Origin of the sequence: Pseudorhizobium tarimense, from assembly GCF_022968135.1 — a bacterium.
Lineage (GTDB): Bacteria > Pseudomonadota > Alphaproteobacteria > Rhizobiales > Rhizobiaceae > Neorhizobium > Neorhizobium tarimense.
Map to the genome: position 1 here is coordinate 24,940 of NZ_JALJRA010000010.1, position 20,903 is coordinate 45,842.

Annotated in this window: 15 protein-coding genes; 12 read left to right on the top strand and 3 right to left on the bottom strand. The window is 63.3% G+C overall.

Features of this window, described 5'->3' with window-relative positions:
• Positions 1-158 precede the first annotated feature (158 nt).
• The 12 genes from chvI (at position 159) to trxA (ending at position 17,680) form a co-directional block, all read left to right on the top strand.
• Positions 159-884, top strand: a complete 726-nt coding sequence (gene chvI, locus MUU54_RS13315; RefSeq protein ID WP_247244655.1) for a two-component system response regulator ChvI — start codon at positions 159-161, stop codon at positions 882-884.
• Positions 885-972: 88 nt separating this feature from the next.
• The gene (locus MUU54_RS13320; protein WP_247244656.1) at positions 973-2,736 is read left to right on the top strand and encodes a sensor histidine kinase; all 1,764 of its coding nucleotides are present in this window, start codon (positions 973-975) and stop codon (positions 2,734-2,736) included.
• Positions 2,736-3,194 (top strand): HPr kinase/phosphorylase, encoded by a 459-nt coding sequence (locus MUU54_RS13325; protein WP_247244510.1) that lies wholly within the window; start codon positions 2,736-2,738, stop codon positions 3,192-3,194. The genes MUU54_RS13320 and MUU54_RS13325 overlap by 1 nt, the downstream gene beginning before the upstream one ends.
• A gap of 120 nt (positions 3,195-3,314) precedes the next feature.
• A complete protein-coding gene (locus tag MUU54_RS13330) occupies positions 3,315-3,716 on the top strand; it encodes a PTS sugar transporter subunit IIA (RefSeq protein WP_247244511.1) in 402 nt (133 codons plus the stop codon).
• Positions 3,717-3,730: 14 nt separating this feature from the next.
• Complete coding sequence (locus MUU54_RS13335) at positions 3,731-4,006, top strand: HPr family phosphocarrier protein (protein ID WP_247244512.1); 276 nt, start codon at positions 3,731-3,733, stop codon at positions 4,004-4,006.
• A 134-nt stretch (positions 4,007-4,140) separates the two neighbouring features.
• Positions 4,141-5,541 (top strand): adenosylhomocysteinase, encoded by a 1,401-nt coding sequence (ahcY, locus tag MUU54_RS13340; RefSeq protein WP_247244513.1) that lies wholly within the window; start codon positions 4,141-4,143, stop codon positions 5,539-5,541.
• Positions 5,542-5,731: 190 nt separating this feature from the next.
• Positions 5,732-8,305: a PAS domain-containing sensor histidine kinase gene (locus tag MUU54_RS13345; protein ID WP_247244514.1), complete on the top strand. Its 2,574-nt coding sequence runs from the start codon at positions 5,732-5,734 to the stop codon at positions 8,303-8,305.
• Complete coding sequence (tsaE, locus tag MUU54_RS13350; RefSeq protein WP_247244515.1) at positions 8,302-9,825, top strand: tRNA (adenosine(37)-N6)-threonylcarbamoyltransferase complex ATPase subunit type 1 TsaE; 1,524 nt, start codon at positions 8,302-8,304, stop codon at positions 9,823-9,825. The genes MUU54_RS13345 and tsaE overlap by 4 nt, the downstream gene beginning before the upstream one ends.
• Positions 9,826-9,835: 10 nt before the next feature.
• The gene (locus MUU54_RS13355) at positions 9,836-10,564 is read left to right on the top strand and encodes a nucleotidyltransferase family protein (RefSeq protein ID WP_247244516.1); all 729 of its coding nucleotides are present in this window, start codon (positions 9,836-9,838) and stop codon (positions 10,562-10,564) included.
• Between the two features lie 2 nt (positions 10,565-10,566).
• Entirely contained in the window at positions 10,567-13,752 is a 3,186-nt protein-coding gene (gene addB, locus MUU54_RS13360) for a double-strand break repair protein AddB (protein ID WP_247244517.1), read from the top strand.
• Positions 13,745-17,287, top strand: coding sequence for a double-strand break repair helicase AddA (addA, locus tag MUU54_RS13365; RefSeq protein WP_247244518.1), 3,543 nt, complete (start codon positions 13,745-13,747; stop codon positions 17,285-17,287). Before addB ends, addA begins: the two co-directional genes overlap by 8 nt.
• Positions 17,288-17,359: 72 nt before the next feature.
• Complete coding sequence (gene trxA, locus MUU54_RS13370) at positions 17,360-17,680, top strand: thioredoxin (RefSeq protein ID WP_239998175.1); 321 nt, start codon at positions 17,360-17,362, stop codon at positions 17,678-17,680.
• Positions 17,681-17,735: 55 nt separating this feature from the next.
• On the opposite strand, the gene MUU54_RS13375 is transcribed toward trxA, so the two are convergent.
• From MUU54_RS13375 to trpA, 3 genes are read right to left on the bottom strand one after another with little or no spacing between them, the layout of a single operon-like run.
• Entirely contained in the window at positions 17,736-19,088 is a 1,353-nt protein-coding gene (locus MUU54_RS13375; RefSeq protein WP_247244519.1) for a bifunctional folylpolyglutamate synthase/dihydrofolate synthase, read from the bottom strand.
• Between the two features lie 26 nt (positions 19,089-19,114).
• On the bottom strand, positions 19,115-20,023 hold the full coding sequence (accD, locus tag MUU54_RS13380) for an acetyl-CoA carboxylase, carboxyltransferase subunit beta (protein WP_247244520.1): 909 nt from the start codon (positions 20,021-20,023) through the stop codon (positions 19,115-19,117).
• 39 nt (positions 20,024-20,062) lie between these two features.
• Positions 20,063-20,902 (bottom strand): tryptophan synthase subunit alpha, encoded by an 840-nt coding sequence (trpA, locus tag MUU54_RS13385; protein WP_247244521.1) that lies wholly within the window; start codon positions 20,900-20,902, stop codon positions 20,063-20,065.
• Position 20,903: the final 1 nt, after the last annotated feature.

A 20,903-nucleotide genomic window follows, 5' to 3' on the forward strand; every position in this document is an offset into this window, starting at 1 on the left:
CTTTCTAGAAAAGGCTGGGGCGTTGCAATCGGTTCTGTAACCTCTATCTTTGCCACAATTTGTTCCAGCTTTATACTCACAACGCGCGTCGGCGTTCGCCATACCTGGCTGGGGTAAACAGCAGGAGACGCGCACAGATGGTGATGGAGACGGAGAGCATGCAGACAATCGCGCTCGTGGACGACGATCGCAACATTCTCACATCGGTGTCGATCGCGCTTGAGGCCGAAGGCTACAAGGTGGAGACCTATACCGATGGAGCGTCCGCCCTCGACGGACTCCTTGGGCGGCCGCCACAGCTTGCGATCTTCGATATCAAGATGCCGCGCATGGACGGCATGGAGCTGTTGCGCCGGCTGCGGCAGAAGTCGGACATTCCCGTGATCTTCCTGACGTCGAAGGACGAGGAGATCGACGAGCTCTTCGGCCTGAAGATGGGTGCCGACGACTTCATCACGAAGCCGTTCTCGCAGCGTCTCTTGGTGGAGCGTGTAAAGGCTATCCTTCGCCGCGCCAGCGCCCGGGAAACGGCTGGCGCCGGCGGCGCCGTCAAGACGGGATCCGACGCGCAGCAGGCACGCACGCTGGAGCGCGGGCAGCTCGCTATGGACCAGGAGCGGCATACCTGCACCTGGAAGGGCGAGCCGGTGACCTTGACGGTGACAGAGTTTCTCATCCTTCATTCGCTTGCCCAGCGCCCGGGCGTGGTGAAGAGCCGCGACGCGCTGATGGATGCAGCCTATGACGAGCAGGTCTATGTGGATGACCGCACGATCGACAGCCATATCAAGCGCCTGCGCAAGAAGTTCAAGCTGGTTGACGGCGACTTTGATATGATCGAAACGCTCTACGGCGTCGGCTATCGCTTCCGGGAAGCTGCATAAGCGCCCGGCATGAAGACGCGCCCCGAATGGGCGCAGAGCCGGTCCTGCGAAAGGACGTTTGGTGGCAGATCGACTGCTTGAAGAGGACATGGCGAACAGGGCCGATGCGGAGGAGAATGCCTCTTCCGCACGGCTCTGGTCGCACCCGTTCACCCTGATCCGTCGGGTCTTCGGGCACGCGGTGTTCTCCAGCCTTACTCGCCGCATCCTGTTCTTCAACATCGCAGCGACCGTCGTCCTCGTCGGCGGCATCCTTTATCTCAACCAGTTCCGCGAAGGCCTGATCGACGCGCGAGTCGAGAGCCTGCTGACGCAGGGCGAGATCATCGCAGGCGCAATCTCGGCCTCCGCCTCCGTCGATACCAACTCGATCACGATTGATCCCGAGAAGCTGCTGGAGCTGCAGGCCGGCCAGAGCATCACGCCGGTGCCGAATGACGAGGATCTCGACTTCCCGATCGATCCCGATCGTGTCGCCCCGGTTCTGCGGCGGCTCATCTCTCCGACCCGTACCCGTGCACGCCTGTTTGACGCCGACGCCAACCTTCTGCTCGATTCTCGGCATCTTTACTCACGTGGCCAGGTCCTGCGCTACGACCTGCCGCCGGTCGAGCAGGAGACGACCAGCTGGAGCGATTGGGTTGCAGGCCTCTTCAACCGAATGCTGCAGCAGCGCAACCTTCCAGTTTATAAGGAAGCACCGGGCGGCGACGGCTCCATTTACCCGGAAGTCATGAATGCCCTGACGGGTGTGCGCGGCGCCGTCGTCCGCATCAATGAGAGGGGCGAGCTGATCGTTTCCGTAGCCGTTCCCGTTCAACGTTTCCGCGCGGTGCTGGGGGTCCTCCTGCTCTCCACCCAGGCCGGCGACATCGACAAGATCGTGCATGCGGAGCGGCTGGCGATCATGCGCGTCTTCGGGGTTGCCACGCTCGTCAACATCCTTCTGTCGCTCCTGCTTTCCTCCACAATCGCCAATCCGCTCCGGCGGCTCTCAGCAGCCGCCATCCGCGTGCGGCGCGGCGCCAAGCAGCGGGAGGAAATTCCGGATTTCGCCTATCGCCAAGACGAGATCGGCAATCTTTCCATCGCACTTCGCGAAATGACCACGGCGCTCTACGACCGCATCGATGCTATCGAAAGCTTCGCCGCGGATGTTAGCCACGAGCTGAAGAATCCGCTGACCTCGCTGCGCAGTGCCGTGGAGACGCTGCCGCTGGCAAAATCGGAGGAATCCAAGCAACGGCTGACCGAGATCATCTTCCACGACGTGCGCCGCCTGGACCGTCTGATTAGCGATATTTCGGACGCCTCGAGGCTCGACGCAGAACTGGCGCGCAGTGATTCCACCCCCGTGAACATGCAGGTCCTGCTGCGCAATATGGTGGAGATCTCGCGCCAGATCCGCCAAGGGCGGAAGGTGGTCGAAATCGATCTGATCATCGACAGCAAGCCGGGCAACAAAGCACAGTTCACGGTCTATGGGCACGATCTGCGGCTCGGACAGATCATCACCAACCTCATAGAGAATGCGCGATCCTTTGTCCCCGATGACGGCGGTCGGATCATTATTCGCCTCTTCCGGTTGCGTGGACGTGTAACCGTGCAGGTGGACGACAACGGCCCCGGTATCCAGGCCGAGGACATCGACCGGATCTTCGAGCGATTCTACACGGACCGCCCGGAGGGCGAGAGCTTTGGCCAGAATTCTGGCCTCGGACTTTCAATCAGCCGCCAGATTGCGGAGGCACATGGTGGCTCGCTCAAGGCGGAAAACATCGTCGATCCGAAATCTGGAGAGCTGCTGGGCGCCCGCTTCATACTATCGCTCCCGGCCGGCGAGGCCGCCTGATGGCGCCCCGCAACATCCATGCAACTGCCATCGTTGTGGAAGATGTCGGCCTGCTCTTCGTCGGTCCTTCCGGCATCGGCAAGTCTGCCATGGCGCTTCAATGCCTTGCAGCGGCGAAGCGTTCGGGCTGGGGCGCCTCGCTGGTCGCAGATGATCAGATCTTCATTTCCCGACGGGGCGACCAGTTGATTGCTTCCCGTCCGGCGTCCATTGCCGGGCTTCTGGAGATCAGGGGCAGCGGCATTGCCCACGTGCAGAGCATCCCAGAGGCGGTGCTCCATCTTGCGGTGCTCCTGGTGGATCCACGTATCACGGATCGCCTGCCTGCTGCCGATGAGATATGCGAACTTGGCGAGATCGGCCTGCTGCCGCAGATCCGGCTGATGAACGACCATCGCGAGCCCTTGGCTGCAATCGCGGCGCTTCGTCCCGATCTCGGCATACCGACGACGTTGTGACCGCAAGTTTCGGATTTTTAACTTGAACTTCATTTCTACATGGCGAAGATGCCTTCCCACCGCTGGACGGCCCTTGTGCATTGCGATATGGGCCGCGAGTTTCCGTTGCAGGGGGAATTCATGATCGGAATAGTGCTTGTCACTCATGGCAAGCTGGCTGAGGAGTTTCGACATGCCGTCGAGCATGTCGTGGGACCGCAGAAATACATTGAAACGGTCTCTATCGGCCCGGAAGACGACATGGACCAGCGGCGTCAGGACATCCTCGACGCGGTGAAGCTCGCCGAGGACGGCAGCGGCGTCATCATCCTCACGGACATGTTCGGCGGCACGCCGTCAAACCTCGCTATCTCGGTCATGGACAGCGGTCGGGTAGAGGTGATTGCCGGGGTCAACCTGCCGATGCTGATCAAGCTCGCAGGCGTGCGCGGCGACAACGACATGGACCGGGCGTTGGCGGAAGCCTCCGAAGCCGGGCGCAAATATATAAACGTCGCCAGCCGCGTCCTGAGCGGCAAGTAAGTCCGAAAGCCTCCATGTCCTTCCTCACCCGCGAGCTCCTCATCATCAATAAGCGGGGGCTGCACGCCCGCGCCTCCGCCAAGTTCGTCCAAACCGTCGGCCAGTTCGATGCGCAGGTGACCGTCAGCCGCGACGGCATGACGGTCGGTGGCATGTCGATAATGGGACTGATGATGCTTGCCGCGAGCCCCGGCTGCAGTGTCGAGATCAGCGCTTCCGGCCCGCAAGCCGTGGAAGCCCTCGACGCGCTGGAGCGGCTAATTGCTGAAAAGTTTGGAGAAGAAGCTTAGTTCAAAAGACATAAACATATAAAGACCTCTTTATATCCCCGTTGCTTCCCCGCAGCATCCCTGCTAAACCGGCTCTGAATTGCGATAGGCGGTGCCTAACTCCCGGCACCCGGAACCTTCAGCTGGAGAGCTTTATGAGCACGGAAAAGGACTACATCGTCGCCGACATCGGGCTTGCTGCCTATGGCCGCAAGGAACTCGACATCGCCGAAACCGAAATGCCCGGCCTGATGGCTTGCCGCGAGGAATTTGGTCAGACGCAGCCGTTGAAGGGCGCACGCATCTCCGGCTCGCTGCACATGACGATCCAGACGGGCGTGCTGATTGAGACGCTGAAGGCCCTTGGTGCTGACGTTCGCTGGGCGTCCTGCAACATCTTCTCCACCCAGGATCATGCCGCAGCAGCCATCGCTGATGCGGGCATTCCGGTCTTTGCGGTCAAGGGTGAGTCCCTGACGGAATACTGGGAGTACACGGACAAGATCTTTCAGTGGGCCGATGGCGGCGTTTCCAACATGATCCTCGATGATGGCGGCGACGCCACCATGTACATCCTGCTCGGCGCCCGCGCCGAGGCCGGTGAGGACGTACTCTCCAATCCTGGCTCGGAAGAAGAAGAGATCCTGTTCGCGCAGATCAAGAAGCGCCTGCAGGCTTCGCCTGGCTGGTTCACCAAGCAGCGCGACGCGATCAGGGGCGTCACCGAGGAAACCACTACCGGTGTTCACCGCCTCTATGAACTCAGCAAGAAGGGCCTGCTGCCCTTCCCGGCCATCAACGTCAACGACTCCGTCACCAAGTCGAAGTTCGACAACAAGTACGGCTGCAAGGAATCGCTCGTCGACGGCATCCGCCGCGGTACCGACGTGATGATGGCCGGCAAGGTCGCCGTCGTCTGCGGTTACGGGGACGTCGGCAAGGGTTCGGCTGCTTCGCTTCGTGGCGCCGGCGCGCGCGTCAAGGTCACCGAAGTCGACCCGATCTGCGCCCTGCAGGCTGCCATGGACGGCTTTGAGGTTGTGATGCTTGAGGACGTCGTTTCGTCGGCCGACATCTTCATCACCACCACCGGCAACAAGGACGTCATCCGCATCGAGCACATGCGCGAGATGAAGGACATGGCGATCGTCGGCAACATCGGCCATTTCGATAACGAGATTCAGGTTGCCTCTCTACGGAACCTGAAGTGGACCAACATCAAGCCGCAGGTCGACATGATCGAGTTCCCTAAGGGCAACCGCATGATCCTGCTTTCGGAAGGCCGCCTGCTGAACCTCGGCAACGCCACCGGCCACCCGTCATTCGTGATGTCAGCCTCGTTCACCAACCAGGTGCTGGCCCAGATCGAGCTGTTCACGAAGCAGGGCGACTACAAGAACGACGTCTACATCCTGCCCAAGCACCTGGACGAAAAGGTTGCCCGCCTGCACCTGGGCAAGCTCGGCGCGAAGCTCACCGAGCTTTCGACAGAACAGGCATCCTATATCGGCGTCTCGCCGCAGGGTCCGTTCAAGGCTGAACACTACAGATACTAAATCTGGATCATCTATCCACAAGATATTGTAAGTCGCGGTCTTGACGAGGCCGCGACTTCTTTTTTGCCCGCGCACTTTTCGCCGATTCCCTAAGGAAGTATTGTTTCGGATGTCGATTCGCTCCTGCTTCGGGCAAGGGCGATGTGGGATGTCTTGTCGATGATGCGGCAAAGGACGGAGACAGACCGGGATGTCGGTGAACGAAAAGAACCTCCCTCAGGAGGCGGCTTCCTGTTGCCAGGCGGTAGCGGACCTGAGCAAGGGGAGCGGTGCTTCAAAGGCCTCTTCAGGTGTGCGCGGCCGCTTGCGGTCCTGCGCGTCGCTGCGCAGCCTTCTTGCCGGCAGTGCACTCGCCAGCTGTGCCACCGGTGCCCTTGCACAACAGGCTGGTTCTGCTGCGAAGCTCTTCACATCCACAGAGGTGGTGATTTCCTCAATGGTCGTCGGCGCGCTTGGCGCCACCTTGCTGTCAGTGCTCTGGCTGGTGCGCCAGCGCGGCAACATGGAAGCCGAGACGCAGGAAATGCGCAGCGCCCTGATTGATGCGCAGCAGCAGATTTCGAAATATCAGGCGCTGATCGCTGACAAGAACCGGCGGATCATCATCTGGGACGGCGCCGGTTCCAGCCCGGAATTCCTGGGCCAACTGCCGGTGGAAACCGGTGCGCCGCAGCAGGACCGTGAATTTCTTGCCTTCGGCCGCTGGCTTCGCCCGACGTCGGCAAGCGAACTCGACCGCGCGATCGAAACGCTGCGGGGCGATGCACACAGCTTCGACATGGTGGTCGAGACACATCGGGACGAGATCCTGGAAGTGCAGGGGCGCGTCTCGGGCGGCAAGGCTTTCGTGCGCTTCATCGCGCTCAACAACCTGCGGGCCGAGCTTGCCGAACTGAAGATCGAACGGGAGCGTCTGCAGGGCTCGATCACGCTGTTCCATTCGCTGCTCGACGCGATCGAGCAGCCCGTCTGGCGCCGCGACACGACCGGCCGCCTGACCTGGGTCAACCACGCCTATAGCGACGCCGTCGATGCAACGGCACCGGCGCAGGCGCTGGACGAGGGTCGCGAGTTCCTCGGCACCATTGCACGGGAAGAGATCCGGGCTGCGGTAACCCCGGCCTCTCCGTTTCATGACCGCATTTCAACCGTCGTTCACGGCAACCGAACGATCTACGACATCGTGGACGTGGTCGCGACCAGTGGCTCCGCCGGCATGGCCATCGACGTTTCGGAAGCAGAATCGGTACGCGAAGAGTTGAAGCGGACGCTTCGCAGCCACGCGGAAACCCTCGACCATCTCGCAACGCCAGTTGCCATCTTCGACCGCGACCGCCGCCTGCAGTTCTACAACCAGGCCTTCGTGACGCTTTGGGGGCTCGGTATCTCCTTCCTCGATTCGCGTCCCGACAACAATGAACTGCTTGACCGGCTGCGGGGCGAAAACAAGCTGCCGGAACAGCTCAACTGGCGCAGCTGGAAGGAAGACGCACTGTCGATCTATCAGGCGCTCGATACGAAGACGGACCTCTGGCACCTGCCAAACGGGCAGACGCTGCGGGTGATCGCTACCGCCCACCCGCAAGGGGGAGCAACCTGGGTCTTCGAGAACCTGACCGAACAGGTCGATCTCGAGACGCGCTACAACACTCTTCTGATGGTGCAGGGCGAGACCATCGACCACCTGTCCGAAGGTGTCGCGGTGTTTGGACCGGACGGTCGGCTGCGCCTCTCCAACCCGGCCTTCCGCGCCCTTTGGGGCGTCACGGCCGAGCAGGCGAAACCCGGCGAGCATATCCGCGCGATCGAGGACGCGTGCGCGCCATCCTACGACAGGGCCGATGGCTGGCGCCGCTTCGGCCAGATGATCACCAATTTCGACGATGAGCGGCCATCGTTGCAGGGTACGCTGGAGCTCTATTCCGGCCTCATCCTTGATTATGCCGTGACCCCGCTGCCGAACGCCCAGACCATGCTGACCTTCGTCGACATGACGGCGAGCGCACGCGCCGAACGAGCTTTGATGGAGAAGAACGAGGCGCTGCGGCGCGCCGACGAGATCAAGAACGATTTCGTCCAGCACGTGTCATACGAGCTGCGCTCGCCGCTGACCAATATCATCGGCTTCACCGATCTGCTGAAGACGCCGGGTATCGGGCCGCTCAACGAGCGGCAGGCGGAGTATGTCGACCATATCTCCACGTCGTCGTCGCTGCTTCTCACGATCGTCAACGACATCCTCGACCTTGCGACGGTGGATGCCGGCATCATGCAGCTCAACTACGAGGAGATCAGCATCGATGATCTTCTCGACGACGTGGCTATGCAGATCACAGATCGCCTGCATGAAAACCAGATTACGCTGGAGATCATGGCGCCAAAGGGGCTCGGCTCGATCATCGCCGATCCGCAGAGGCTGAAGCAGATCCTGCTGAAGCTTCTGACGAACGCCACCAATTTCGCGCCAGAAGGCAGCACCATCACACTGGCCTGCCGGCGCAATGGGGCTGACGTCTTCTTCGCCGTTTCCGATAGCGGCCCCGGGATTCCGGAGGAGATGCTGAGCAGCGTGTTCAACCGCTTCTCTTCGACCCCGCGCGGCGGCAAGCGTAGCGGAGCGGGGCTTGGTCTTTCGATTGTCGAAAGCTTCGTGCAACTACACAAAGGCGATATCACGATCGACAGCCGGCCGGGCAGCGGCACGACAGTCACCTGCCGCATTCCGAGCGCGGTCACCTTTCATACCATCGCCGCGGCCGAATGAGCGACAAAACAGCGATCGTTCTCGATCTACCGGACGAGGCATCGACACAGCGGCTGGGTGAAGATCTTGCGCTGGCTTTGCGGCCGGGCGACTGCCTCGCTCTTTCCGGCGAGCTGGGCACGGGCAAGTCGACGCTGGCACGCGCTCTCCTGCGGGCGGTTGCCGACGAGGACGAACTCGAGGTCCCCTCGCCCACCTTTACCCTCGTACAGAGCTATGACCTGCGCATCCCGGTCAGCCATTTCGATCTCTACCGGCTGGCCGATCCATCCGAACTGGACGAACTGGGGCTCGATGAGGCCTTGGCGACAGGCATCTGTCTGGTGGAGTGGCCGGAGATGGCCGAGGAGCTTCTGCCGGCAAACCGGCTGACGCTGCGGCTGGAGCACCGACAGGATGGGCGGCAGGCGCTGATAGCCGGACCCGGTGCGGTTTTGAGCCGCATCCGGCGATCGCTCGTCATCCGCCGTACGCTGGAAGGGTGGGGCTATATCGGCGCGAGACGCCGCTATCTGACGGGCGACGCCTCGGTCCGGGCCTACGAAACGGTGACGCCGCAACACGGAGCTAACCTCATACTGATGGATTGGCCGCGTCAGCCCGGCGGGCCGGCCGTGCTGGACGGAAAGCCTTACCCGAAAGTGGCGCATTTGGCCGAGGACGCCTACCCCTTCGTGGCGATCTCTCGCTACCTGAGGGATATCAACCTCGCCGCGCCGGATGTTCTGCGGGTCGATTACGAGCAGGGCATCCTCCTCCTCGAGAACCTCGGCAGCGAAGGCGTCCTCGACGATGAGGGCCACCCGATCGAGGAGCGCTACCGGGAGGCGGTCGTCTGCCTGGGATATCTACACAGCCATCCGATGCGGCAGGATCTCCCGCTGGATAACGGATACGTCCACCACATTGCAGATTTCGATCCGACCGCGATGAAGATGGAGGCGCGGCTGCTTGTCGACTGGCACCTGCCGTGGAAGCGGGCAAGCCAGCCGAGCGAGGAGGAACGGCAGGCCTATCTGGCGATCTGGGACGAGCTGATCGTCCAGCTGGCGGATGCCGAAAGGAACCTTCTCCTGCGGGATTTCCATTCGCCCAACATCATCTGGCGGGCGAACGAGTCGGGCGTGCGGCGAATTGGAATCATCGACTTTCAGGATGCGATGATCGGCCCGACCGCCTATGACTTCGCTTCTCTCGTCCAGGATGCGCGGGTGGATATTCCCCCTCGCCTCGCTGAGCAGATGATGCGCGACTATGTCGCTCTCCGCCGCTCCTTGGGCCAGTTCGACGAAGCGCGCTTCCGCAAGGCCTTCGCCATCATGTCGGCGCAGCGCAACTGCAAGCTCGCAGGGCTTTGGGTTCGGCTGATGCAGCGTGACAGCAAGCCACGCTACATGAAGCACATGCCGCGCACCCTTTCCTACCTCGCGCAGGCGCTGCAGCACGAGGCGCTGGCGCCGCTCCACGCCTGGTGCCTGAAGGCCGGAATAGAGCTACCCGAATCACCGCCCCTGCTTTAGAACGCAGGGCATGAAGATCACCCAGGCCATGGTCCTGGCAGCGGGTCTTGGCACCCGGCTGCGACCGATCACAGACAGCATCCCGAAGCCCCTGGTGCGCGTCGCCGGCAAGCCGATGATCGACTATGCGCTTGATGCCCTGGCGGATGCCGGCGTGAAGAAAGCGGCCGTCAACGTCCATCATTTCGCGGAGCAGATGGAGGCGCATCTTCGCCGCTACCCGCGCCTCGACGTCATGATTTCCGACGAGCGGGACCGGTTGATGAACTCCGGCGGCGGTCTCGCCAAGGGGATCAAGCTACTCGCCCCAGGCCCTCTTTTCGTGATGAATGCGGACCTGTTCTGGATATGCGAGAGGGCTGGCGAAGCCACCAATCTGCAGCGGTTAGCGGATTTCTTCGATCCGGCGACCATGGACATGGCGCTGCTGTGCGTGCCGCTTGAGCGCACCACCGGCCACAACGGCAAGAAGGACTTCCAACTGGACGGCGCCGGTCGGCTGACGCGCTACAGCGGTGGAGACCAGCCGCTCGTTTATGCTGGCGCCATCGCCATGCATTCCTCGCTTCTCGACGACGCGCCCGACGATGCCTTCAACCTCAATCTCTATTTCGACAAGGCGATCGAGCGCGGACGACTTTACGGGCTAGTGCTCCAGGGACACTGGCTGACGGTCGGGACGCCGGATGCGCTGGTCGAGGCGGAAGAGGTTCTGTCACGCCTCCACGCCGAGGCGTGACAATGGACGCCCGCCGGCAGAAGCGGATATTTACCATCCCGCCGGGGACGCCATTTCTCGCGACAGTCGCCGCAGCACTCTGCGACGGGCGCCTGAACGATGGCTTCCGGCACAACCCGGACGACCCGCTCTCGCTCGCCAACGTCACGATTTATGTTCCGACGCGACGCTCTGCCCGCGTGCTCCGGTCTGAATTCGTCGACCTGCTCGGCGGGCGCTCGGCCATCCTGCCGGTGATCAGGCCGCTGGGCGAAACCGACGACGACAGCGGCTATTTCGATCTGGCGACGCCGGAGGAGATGGATCTCGCCATGCCAATCGGCGGTGTGGCGCGCCTGCTGGAACTCGGCCAGTTGATCCTCGCCTGGCGCAATCGGCTGCCGCAGGTCGTCGTCGACATCCATTCCGACTCACCTCTGATCGCACCAGCCAGCCCGGCCGACGCCATATGGCTCGCCCGCTCGCTTGCCGAACTCATCGATTCGGTCGAGACGGAAGAGCGCGACTGGGCGGATCTGAAGAAACTGCAGACGGCGGAGCATGCGCTCTGGTGGCAGCTGACGGCAGACTTCCTCTCCATCGCCAGCGCCTTCTGGCCTGCACGCCTGGAAGAGCTCCGTCGATCATCGCCCGCGCGGCATCAGGCGGCCCTGTTGCGGGGAGAAGCACGCCGGATCCTGGAGCGTCCGCACAAGGGGCCGGTGATCGTCGCCGGCTCCACCGGCTCGGTCCCGGCCGCTGCCGACCTCATCGCGGCGATCTGGGATTTGCCGGAAGGCGCGGTCGTCCTGCCTGGCCTGGACCTCGACATGCCGGATGACCAGTGGGCTATGATCAGCCAGGAGGCGCCGGACGGCCGCATCGAGCCGTCGAGCCGCAGCCATCCCCAGTTCGGCCTATCTCGCCTGCTGCGAAAGCTGGGTGTCGCCCGCGAGGAGGTCGAGGTTCTGGATCCGCCCGCTGCCGACCTCCTGTTGCGGAACCGCACACTGTCGCAGGCGCTAGCGCCCTCGGCGGCAACGGACCAGTGGAGCATCTGGCGGGATGACTCGGAAAAAGGGGCTGCCAGAGCCGCGTTTGCGGACGTCGCCCTGATCGAGGCCTCCAACGAGCGCGAGGAGGCCGTAGCGATCGCCATCGCTCTTCGCCTGGCGCTGGACGCGCCGGGACAGGACGGACGTGAGTCGCAGGCGGCGCTGATTACACCTGACCGGGCGCTGGCCCGGCGGGTTACGGCCGAACTGGCCCGCTTCGGCATCACCGCGGACGATACGGCCGGAACACCGCTTTCCGCGACGCCGCAGGGCGCGCTAATCCAGCTTCTCCTGCAGGCGACGCTCCGGCCCGGCGATCCGGTGGCGGTGGCGGGGCTTCTCAAGCACCCGCTGATGCGACTCAGCATGGATCGCGACGCCCTGCGCAACGCTGCAGAGGCCCTGGAACTACTCGCCATGCGTGGCGGTCGGGGGGATATGGACATCTCCACGCTGGAGCCTCTGGTGGAGGAGCAGAGGGAGGCGCAGCGCGCGGACCGGCATCCGCCGCAGTGGCGGCTTTCCCTGCCGGAGGCGGCTTTCGATCAGGCACTGGATCTCGCCCGGCGCCTTGCCCGTGCCGTCGAACCCCTGGCCAGCGCCTTCCTGTCCCGCCGGACTGACGGGCGAGGGCTGACGGCGAAGCTCAGCTTGTCCGACTGGGCAACCCGCACCGGACGGGCGCTCGAAGCGGTGTGCGCAGACGAATGCAACGACCTGTCCCCGCTCTGGTCCGGCGAGGCGGGCGAGCGTCTCTCCTCGCTGCTCGGCGAAGTCATCGAGACCGATGGACAGATGGAAGCCGACGGGCCGCAATGGATCGACATCGTCCAGGCTCTCGCGACGGGCGAAGCGGTCAAGCCGCGCTCGCTGAGCCACCCGCGGGTCTTCATCTTCGGGACGCTGGAAGCACGGCTGCAGAACGTCGACACGATGATCCTCGGCGGCCTGAATGAGGGATCTTGGCCGAGCCAAACCGTCAACAATCCGTTCCTGTCGCGCACGATGAAGACCGACATGGGCCTTGAACCGCCGGAGCGGCGGATCGGGCAGTTGGCACATGACTTCATCATGGCGAGCGGCACACGTCGGCTCATCCTGTCGCGCTCGCTGCGACAGGGATCGACACCGACGGTTGCCTCTCGCTGGCTGCAGCGCCTGCTAGCACTCGGCGGCGAGGATCTGGCGCAGCAGCTGAAGAGCCGCGGCGAGCAGTATCGCCACTGGGCAAGTGCAATCGATGCCGGCGAGAACCAGGCACCCGCGAAGCGCCCGGCCCCTAAGCCGCCGGCGGATCTGCAGCCGACGAAATATTCCTTCAGCGAAGTCGGGCGGCTGCGGAGGGACCCCTATTCCATCTATGCCCGCCGCATCCTGAAGCTCCACCCGATCGCGCCTTTCGATGCCGATCCGGGTGCTAGCGAGCGCGGCACGCTCTATCACGCCATTATCGACCGCTACACCGGGGAAGGCCATCTGCCGGGCACGCCGGCATCGCAGGAGGCGATGCAGCGGATCATCGACGAGCTCTTCGACGCCGAGCGACTGCCGCCGCATATCGACCAGGTCTGGCGCCCGCGTTTCGTTGAAGTCGGCCGCGCCTTCTTACGCTGGGAGGCCAATCGCGCACCCTACATCAAGACGACCGTCACCGAAGCCGGCGCTGGGTGGGAGGTCCCCGAGGCAGGCATCCGGCTTACGGGGATCGCCGACCGGATCGACATCAAGGGTTCGGGAAGCGCCACCATTATCGACTACAAGACCGGATCAAGCCCCACGCCGTCGCAGGCCCGCTCGCTCCTTGACCCGCAGCTTGCTCTGGAGGCCGCGGCCCTGCGTGCCGGTGCCTTCAAGCCCATCGGCGCCCAAGACGTGGACGAGCTTCTTTATGTCCGGCTGAAGCCCGGCGAACGGTTCAAGGCAGAATGCGTCAACAACGAAGCGGCCAAGAACGGCAAGTCAGCGCTCGATCTAGCGGAGGAGTCGATTGGGCAGCTGACGAAATTCGTGGCGGTTCTGCGCAGCGGAGAGACCGGGTTTGCCTCGCGCCTCGTGCCCTTCATGCAGGGCGATTATGGCGGCGACTACGACCACCTCGCCCGTGTCGCCGAATGGGCAACAGCGGACGCCGAGGAGGGCGACGCCGATGAATGAAACGCTGCCGCAGGGCGACGACCCGAACCACTGGCTCGACTGGACGACGATGCAGCAGTCGCTGGCGTCGGATCCTGAAAGCTCTGCGTGGGTCTCCGCCAATGCCGGCTCGGGCAAGACCCATGTACTGACCCAGCGGGTGATCCGGCTGCTGCTGTCCGGCTGCCGTCCCTCCTCCATCCTCTGCCTCACCTATACCAAGGCAGCGGCCTCGGAGATGTCCAACCGAGTCTTCCAGCGCCTGGCCGAATGGGCGGTGCTGGACGACGAGGATCTCGCGCAGAAGATCAAATCCATAGAGGGTGCTGAGCCGGATTCGTTGAAGCGTGCCGAAGCGCGCCGACTTTTTGCCAAGGCGCTGGAAACGCCCGGTGGGCTGAAGATCCAGACGATCCACGCCTTTTGCGAGGCGCTGCTGCACCAGTTTCCGCTGGAGGCGAACGTCGCCGGACATTTCTCCGTGCTTGACGATCGCGCCGCCTCCGCCCTTCTTGCCGAAGCGCGGCGCTCGCTGTTGACTGCCACGTCGGCGGAAGATGACCCGGCGCTGGCGGATGCCTTCGCCCATGTGCTGGATCTCGGCGACGAGTTTGGGCTGGAAAACCTGCTGAGCGACATCATCGCCCGCCGCACCGCGATCCGGCAATTTCTTGCCTATGCCGGCACAGGCGGCGGCGTGGATCAGGTGTTGCGACAGGCGTGGGGGCTACCGCACGATGCGACGGAAGCCTCCATCGCGACGAGCTACTGGCCGTTGCCGGGCCTCTCCGGTGGGACGCTCGCCTCCTACCTGCAGCTTGCGGACGAGAAAGGCGGCTCGAAGGTGCTGGATGTCGCCTATGCCCTGCGCCTCTGCCAGAAGGAGAGCGATCCCTTCGTCCTCGCCCAGACGCTGGACGGGATCTTTCTGACGAAGGACGGCAAGCCGAAGGCCGACAGTTCGCTTGTGGCGAAGAAGATGCTCGATGCGGCACCCGCGCTGGCGGAGGCAGTCGATCGCGCCCGCGCCCATGTCCTCGAATGCCGCGACCAGCTGCGGGTGATGCGCATGCTCAATGCCACGAAGGCGGCGCTGACGCTCGCCGAGCGGCTGAACGACGACTACGAGGACCTGAAGAAGCAGCGTAGCATGCTCGACTTCGAGGACCTGATTGCGAAGACGGCAGACCTCCTGACCCGCGACGGCGTCGGCGCCTGGGTGCATTACAAGCTCGATCAGGGCATCGACCATATTCTCGTCGACGAGGCGCAGGACACGAGCCCGGTGCAGTGGACGGTCATCAAGTCGCTGGCGGAGGATTTCTACTCCGGCCGCAGCGCCCGCGACATCCGCCGAACGCTGTTTGCCGTGGGCGACGAAAAGCAGTCCATCTACTCCTTTCAGGGCGCGAAGCCGGAGCGCTTCGCTCAGGAGCGTATCCGGACGGAGCGGGATGTGTGCGCCAGCGACCAGCGCTTCAATTCGGTGCGCCTGCCCTTGTCCTTCCGCTCCACGGTCGATGTGCTGGCAGCGGTCGACCAGGTGTTTTCGCTGCAGGACAACGCCCGTGGTCTCACCTCTGAGGACGAACCAATCATCCACCGCTCCAACCGGATCGGCCATCCCGGTACCGTCGATCTGTGGGATGTCGTGGTGCCGGAGGTGGCGCATGCAGGAGAGGACTGGACGGCACCGTTCGATGCGACGCCGGACAAAGCTCCGTCGGCCATTCTCGCAGGCCGTATTGCGCATTCGATCGGGGAAATGATTGGTCGGGAGACGATCATCGAAAAGGGCTCCGAGCGGCCCATTGAGCCCGGCGACGTGCTGGTCCTGGTGCGCAAGCGAGACGCCTTCGTCAATGCACTGACGCGGGCGTTGAAACGGGGCGGCAACATCCCCGTGGCCGGCGCAGACCGGCTTCGGCTCACTAGCCATATCGCCGTGCAGGACCTTCTGGCGCTCGGGCGGTTCCTGGTACTGCCGCAGGATGATCTCTCGCTTTCGGCCCTGCTCAAGAGCCCGCTCTTCAACCTTTCCGAAGAAGACGTCTTCGAAGTTGCGGCGCTGCGACCGGAGGGCACAAGCGTCTGGCAGCAGCTCACTGTGCTGGCGGAAGAACAGCCCCTGCGCTTCGCGCCGGTCGCCGACCGGCTGCGGCAGCTCCTGTCCATGTCGCGGCAGATGAGCCCGCACGATCTCTATGCCCGCGTCCTCGGCCAGCTTGGCGGACGGCGCAAGTTTCTCGGGCGGTTGGGCACCGAGGCGAGCGACATCCTCGATGAGTTCCTGACCTTTGCGCTGGACCACGAGGGCAAGGGGCTGCCGGGCCTGCAGTCCTTCGTTTCGACGCTCGAAATCGAGTCGCCGGAGATCAAGCGCGAGCAGGACAGCGGCCGCAACGAGGTGCGGATCATGACGGTGCACGCCTCAAAGGGGCTTGAGGCACCGATTGTCTTCCTCGTCGACAGCGGCTCAAAGGCCTTCATTTCCTCTCATGTGCCGAAGCTGCGCCTGTTGCCGCAGGAGGAGGTGGAGATTCCTGCCTGGGTGCCATCCAAGACGCTCTCCAACTCGCTGACGGCGCTCGATGATGCGCGACTGAAGGATGCGACCGAAGAGGAATATCGCCGGCTCCTCTATGTCGGCATGACCCGCGCCGCTGACCGGCTGATCGTCTGCGGTTACCGCGGTGTGAGAGAAAATCCGGACACTTGGAACAGCATGATCGCCAACGCGCTCTGCAGCCACCCCGACCACTGCAGCGCCGCCCGATTTAGCGGCCCCGACGGCGAATGGGGCGGCTTTCGCTGGCGGCTTCCGGCGGCGGTCAAGACGGCGAAGCCACAAGAAGCAGGTGAAGAACGGCGGCATGAGGCACCTCCCCTGCCCTCGGCGCTGTCGCGGCGATTGCCGCCGCAGGTCTCGCTCCCGCGTCCCTTGAGCCCCTCCGGCGCCGGCACGGTCATCGACGACGAAGCAGACGATCTGGTGACCGGCTCTTCTTTGTTTGGCGATGCCGCCACAAGCAATCTCGCGCTTCAGAAGGGCCGCCTCGTCCACCGCATGCTGCAGGTCTTACCCGACCTCCCGGCGCAAGAGCGGTCTGCAGCGGCAGAACGCTATGCGGAGCGGGCGGCGCGTTCCTGGCCGCAGGCGGAGCGGGATTCGCTGGTGACCTGTGTCATGGCGATCCTCGACCAACTGGAACTACAGCCGGTGTTTTCCGGACATAGCCGCGCCGAAGTTTCCATCATGGGGACACTTGCCCTCGGCGGACAGGATTTCGCCATTTCGGGCCGCATCGACCGCATGGCAGTGGCTGACACCGAGGTGACGATCGTCGATTACAAGACCAATCGCACCGTACCGGCCAATGAAGGTCAGGTCCCGCTCGCTTATCGGGCGCAGCTGGCGCTTTATCGCGAGATCCTGCGCCCGCTCTATCCGCGCCACACCTTCCGTTGCCTGCTCGCCTATACGGAAAGCGGTCATGTCATTGCTCTCTCGGATGAGGTCCTCGACCGCTCGCTTGCGGAGCTCCGGCCAAAGTGAGATAGCGGTATTGAAAAGAGGTGGGCGCAGCCTCACATTGTGCACAACGGAATTCATGCAAGGAGAGCCCCGATGGCTACCGTGAAAGTCGACAACAGCAACTTCAAGGCTGAAGTCCTGGAATCCTCCCAGCCCGTCGTCGTTGATTTCTGGGCCGAATGGTGCGGGCCGTGCAAGATGATCGGCCCGAGCCTCGAGGAGATCTCCAACGAGCTCGACGGCAAGGTGAAGGTGGTCAAGCTCAATATCGACGAGAACCCGGAACTTGCGGCCCAGTTCGGTGTGCGCTCTATCCCGACGCTTGCGATGTTCAAGGGCGGCGAAGTGGCCGACATCAAGGTAGGCGCGGCCCCGAAGACAGCGCTTTCCGCCTGGATCTCCAGCGCCGCCTGATCCCCGCCTCGTACAAACTATTGAGAAGAGCCCGGCCTTAAGTGCCGGGCTTTTTTCATGTCGGCGGGGTGCCGTTGTCGGCCAGGACATTGCCGACGAGATAGAGGGAGCCGCCGATCAGGATCCTTGGCGGTACTGCATCGGGCATCTGACGGCTCGAGATCTCGGCCAGCGCCTCCTCCACCGAACCTGCGGGCTCGGCGATGAGCCCAGCGTCGAAGGCCGAATGCGCCAGCGCGACGGGGTCGAGGCCGACATCGCTGCCGCGGATCGGGACGGTGAAGACGTGCTCGGCAATATCGGTGAAGGCGCGGAAGTAGCCGACAGGGTCCTTCGTGTTGATCATGCCGGTGATCAGATAGAGGGGGCGGGCATGGCGTTCTTCGAAGGCAGCCATGGCTTCGGCGATCACTTCGCCAGCACCCGGATTGTGGCCGCCGTCCACCCAAATCTCGGCGCCTGCCGGTGCAGCCTGGAAGAGACGCCCTTCCGAGAGCCGCTGAAGGCGACCAGGCCATTCCACCGTCGCCATGGCCTTCTCGATCATGCTGTCCGTGAGGGTAAATCCGGCCGCCTTGACCGCCCGGATCGCCGCCGAAGCGTTGGCGATCTGATGACGCCCCGGCAGCCGCGGCAGAGGCAGGTCGGCAAGACCGAACTCGTCCTGATAGATCAACCGGCCGAATTCCTCGTGGCCGGAATAGTCCTGGCCATAGACCGACATGGGACATGAGAGCCGCTCGGCCGTCTCCACCAGGACGTCGAGCGACGCCTCGTATTCCTGCCGCCCGATGACAACGGGCAGGCCTCGCTTCATGATGCCCGCCTTCTCCGCTGCGATGAGTTCGACCCGGTCGCCGAGATAGGGCTGGTGGTCGAGCGAGATCGGCATGATGACGGAGACGGCAGGCGTGTCGATGACATTGGTGGCGTCGAAGCGGCCGCCGAGCCCCACCTCCAGCACGACGGCATCGGCCGGCTGCTCGGAGAAGAGGACGAAGGTGACGGCGGTCAGGATCTCGAAGACTGTGATCGTGCGTCCGGCATTGGCAGCAGCCACGCGGCGCAGTGCATCGGCGAAGAGTTCATCATCGACAATCTGTGAGCGGCCGCCCTTGACGCCAATGCGGTAGCGCTCGTGCCAGTTGACCAGATGAGGAGAGGTGTGGACGTGGACGGCAAGGCCCGCTGCTTCCAGCAGGGCGCGGCAGAAGGCGGTCGCCGAGCCCTTGCCGTTGGTGCCGGCGATGTGGATCACCGGGGGCAGCTTCTGATGCGGGTTTCCCAGCACCTCCAGAAGTCGCCTGATACGGTCCAGCGACAAATCGAAGCCCTTCGGGTGAAGGGCCATCAGCTTTTCGATCTCTTGTCCGGCCGCGCTGACGGCGGGCATGTTGGTTGCGCTCATCCCGCCGGTCCAGCGTCCCTGAAGGCTCAGGCCGTCGCTGCCGCAGGGGCGAGCGCCAGAACTTCGGCCGAATCATCGTTGGCGGCCGGCGCCTTCATCAGGATGTTCAGAAGCGTCGCCAGCGTGTCGGCCAGGTCGTGGCGCTTGACCACCATGTCGACCATGCCGTGCTCGAGAAGATATTCGGCAGTCTGGAAGCCCTCGGGGAGCTTTTCGCGCAGCGTCTGCTCGATGACGCGCTTGCCGGCAAAGCCGATTTCGGCGCCGGGTTCCGCGATATGGACGTCACCCAGCATCGCATAGGAAGCCGTGACGCCGCCGGTCGTCGGGTTGGTGAGCACCACGATGTAGGGAAGGCCGGCCTCCTTCAGCATGTCAACCGCAACAGTGGTGCGCGGCAGCTGCATCAGCGACAGGATACCTTCCTGCATGCGGGCTCCGCCCGAGGCGGGGAAGATCACCAGCGGACATTTTTCTGCAAGCGCCCGCTCGCAGGCCTTCACGATCGCCTCGCCGGCCGCAATGCCGAGCGAGCCGCCGATGAAGTTGAACTCGTGGACGACAGCGACGAGCTTGACGCCGCGTACGTTCCCAAGACCGGCGAGGATGGTGTCCTCCTGATCGGTCTTCAGGCGGCTGTCCTTCAGGCGGTCGATGTACTTCTTGGAATCGCGGAACTTCAGCGGATCCTGGGCGACCTTGGGCTGCGGCAGCGACTCGAAGACGCCGCCATCGAAGAGATCCGCAAGGCGCGCCTTGGCCGGCATCTTCATGTGATAGCCGGAGGTGGGAATGACCCACTTGTTTTCTTCCAGGTCCTTGTGGAAGACCATCTCGCCCGTTTCGGGGCACTTGATCCAGAGGTTCTCCGGAACCTCACGGCGGCCGAGCATGGAATTGATCCGAGGCCGAACGTAGTTGGTAATCCAGTTCACGTGGCGTACTCCTGATAAACTTCGCCCAATGTGGGGTAACTATTCGGCGGCAACAAGGCGGGCGGAGCGCACGCCGGTTGCAAGGCCCCGCACGAAGGTGGCCACCGACTGGACTGTATCGGCGGTTGCGCGGCCTTCCTTGTCCAGCGACGTGGCGACCTGGTTGACAATGGCCGTGCCTACGACGACGCCATCGGCAGAGGCACCGATCAGCCGTGCGTGCTCGGCAGTCTTGACGCCGAAGCCGACGCAGACAGGCAGGTCGGTTGACTTCTTGATGCGCTCGACGGCACCGGCAATCTTCGAGGGGTCCGGAAGCGCCGAACCGGTGATGCCGGTCATCGAGACGTAGTAGACGAAGCCCGAGGTGTTCGTCAGCACCTTGGGCAGACGCTTCTCGTCCGTCGTCGGCGTCGTCAGGCGGATGAAGTTGATATCCTTCCGGCGTGCCGGGATGCAGAGCTCGTCGTCCATCTCAGCCGGCAGGTCAACGACGATCAGCCCGTCGATGCCCGCCTCCAGCGCATCGTCGATGAAGCGGTCGACACCGTAGATGTAAATCGGGTTGTAATAGCCCATGATGACAATCGGCGTCGTATCGTCCGACTTGCGGAAGTCGCGCGCCATGTCGAGCGTCTTCTTCAACGAATGGCCGTTCTTCAACGCGCGCTGGCCGGCGAGCTGGATTGCCGGACCATCGGCCATCGGGTCGGAAAAGGGTGCGCCGAGTTCGATGACATCGGCGCCGGCTTCCGGCAGAGCCTTCATGATCGCCAGCGACGTGTCGTAGTCCGGGTCACCGCCCATGAAGTAGGTCACCAAGGCCGGACGACCTTCCGCCTTCAGCGCCGCGAATTTATTGTCCATGCGTGCGGTCATG

Excerpts from the sequence above, each read along its gene's own strand:
- chvI (WP_247244655.1), top strand. The coding sequence starts at position 159 with ATGCAGACAATCGCGCTCGTGGACGACGATCGCAACATTCTCACATCG.
- MUU54_RS13320 (WP_247244656.1), top strand. The coding sequence starts at position 973 with ATGGCGAACAGGGCCGATGCGGAGGAGAATGCCTCTTCCGCACGGCTC.
- MUU54_RS13325 (WP_247244510.1), top strand. The coding sequence starts at position 2,736 with ATGGCGCCCCGCAACATCCATGCAACTGCCATCGTTGTGGAAGATGTC.
- MUU54_RS13330 (WP_247244511.1), top strand. The coding sequence starts at position 3,315 with ATGATCGGAATAGTGCTTGTCACTCATGGCAAGCTGGCTGAGGAGTTT.
- MUU54_RS13335 (WP_247244512.1), top strand. The coding sequence starts at position 3,731 with ATGTCCTTCCTCACCCGCGAGCTCCTCATCATCAATAAGCGGGGGCTG.
- ahcY (WP_247244513.1), top strand. The coding sequence starts at position 4,141 with ATGAGCACGGAAAAGGACTACATCGTCGCCGACATCGGGCTTGCTGCC.
- MUU54_RS13345 (WP_247244514.1), top strand. The coding sequence starts at position 5,732 with ATGTCGGTGAACGAAAAGAACCTCCCTCAGGAGGCGGCTTCCTGTTGC.
- tsaE (WP_247244515.1), top strand. The coding sequence starts at position 8,302 with ATGAGCGACAAAACAGCGATCGTTCTCGATCTACCGGACGAGGCATCG.
- MUU54_RS13355 (WP_247244516.1), top strand. The coding sequence starts at position 9,836 with ATGAAGATCACCCAGGCCATGGTCCTGGCAGCGGGTCTTGGCACCCGG.
- addB (WP_247244517.1), top strand. The coding sequence starts at position 10,567 with ATGGACGCCCGCCGGCAGAAGCGGATATTTACCATCCCGCCGGGGACG.
- addA (WP_247244518.1), top strand. The coding sequence starts at position 13,745 with ATGAATGAAACGCTGCCGCAGGGCGACGACCCGAACCACTGGCTCGAC.
- trxA (WP_239998175.1), top strand. The coding sequence starts at position 17,360 with ATGGCTACCGTGAAAGTCGACAACAGCAACTTCAAGGCTGAAGTCCTG.
- MUU54_RS13375 (WP_247244519.1), bottom strand. The coding sequence starts at position 19,088 with ATGAGCGCAACCAACATGCCCGCCGTCAGCGCGGCCGGACAAGAGATC.
- trpA (WP_247244521.1), bottom strand. The coding sequence starts at position 20,902 with ATGACCGCACGCATGGACAATAAATTCGCGGCGCTGAAGGCGGAAGGT.